Here is an 854-nt window from a genome sequence, read left to right as displayed (position 1 = left end):
GCCCTTTGGAGGCAGACGGCCGACTCAAAAGGTGATAGGCCAGCCAAGCATTGTATGCCAGCAGGGCGATGATGAGAAAGGTCGTCATAGCTCCATGTTCTTAAGCAGGGCTTCCTCATAGAGGGCTTTGAGTTCTTCTCCGTGCGTTCTGAAATGTTCTTCGAGCATGTTGCACAGTAAATCAGAGATATTAACCCTGTTGCTGCATATAAGCTGCACGATTTTGAGCATCTTCTCATGGTAGACGACCGGAATGTACACCTGTTTGCCGTCTCTTGCTGTGTAATGCGTCTTCTTCAAGAATGTTTCCCTGTAAAGGAAGCGGTTGTCTTTCTTTTCCATTGTCTTTTGTTTTTAGAATATTGAACTGTTGTTTTCATATAACTTTTTGATTTCTTCGCCGAAATGCTCGAAGTGGTAGGTCAGCACATTGTCTATATAGCTGAACAGTGACACCTCGTCCTTGGCGATGATGCGCAGGATACGCTGTATCCGTTCGTGATACTCCTTGCGGATGTACACGGTCTTACCGATACGGGCAGGGATGTCCACTTCCTTGTGAAAGGCGGCAAGGTATTCCTGCTCCCTGTCTTTCGACCGTCTGCGGCGTGTCGGCATTTCCTCCGTCTTCTGTTCTTCTTCCTTGCCCGCTCCTTTTCCCATAGGCGACTCATCTTCCGACTCTTCCTGCTTTTCACTTTCCACTCCGTTCGTCCTTGCTTCGGGTGGGATGCTCATGTCGTCCCGACGGAACGAGTTGATGATGAAATTGCTGTCGATGTCTTCCACTCTTGTCTTCTTTGCCATTGTCTTTATCTTTTGAGGTTTATAATGTCAAGTATTTCGTCTGCGAG

At 47.5% G+C, this 854-nt stretch carries 2 protein-coding genes; both read right to left on the bottom strand.

Translation table 11 applies throughout. From position 1 onward, the window contains the following. Positions 1–84: 84 nt before the first annotated feature. Positions 85–342 (bottom strand): DUF3408 domain-containing protein, encoded by a 258-nt coding sequence (locus tag BN93_RS10705; RefSeq protein ID WP_019188323.1) that lies wholly within the window; start codon positions 340–342, stop codon positions 85–87. Between the two features lie 12 nt (positions 343–354). Beyond that, complete coding sequence (locus tag BN93_RS10700; RefSeq protein WP_019188322.1) at positions 355–807, bottom strand: DUF3408 domain-containing protein; 453 nt, start codon at positions 805–807, stop codon at positions 355–357. Between the last annotated feature and the right edge of the window lie 47 nt (positions 808–854).

The sequence above is a fragment of the Prevotella conceptionensis 9403948 genome, assembly GCF_000312305.1.
Classification (GTDB): domain Bacteria; phylum Bacteroidota; class Bacteroidia; order Bacteroidales; family Bacteroidaceae; genus Prevotella; species Prevotella conceptionensis.
The sequence above is the reverse complement of the archived record's forward strand: the minus strand, read 5'-3'. Positions and strand labels throughout refer to the sequence as shown.

Excerpts from the sequence above, each read along its gene's own strand:
- BN93_RS10705 (WP_019188323.1), bottom strand. The coding sequence starts at position 342 with ATGGAAAAGAAAGACAACCGCTTCCTTTACAGGGAAACATTCTTGAAG.
- BN93_RS10700 (WP_019188322.1), bottom strand. The coding sequence starts at position 807 with ATGGCAAAGAAGACAAGAGTGGAAGACATCGACAGCAATTTCATCATC.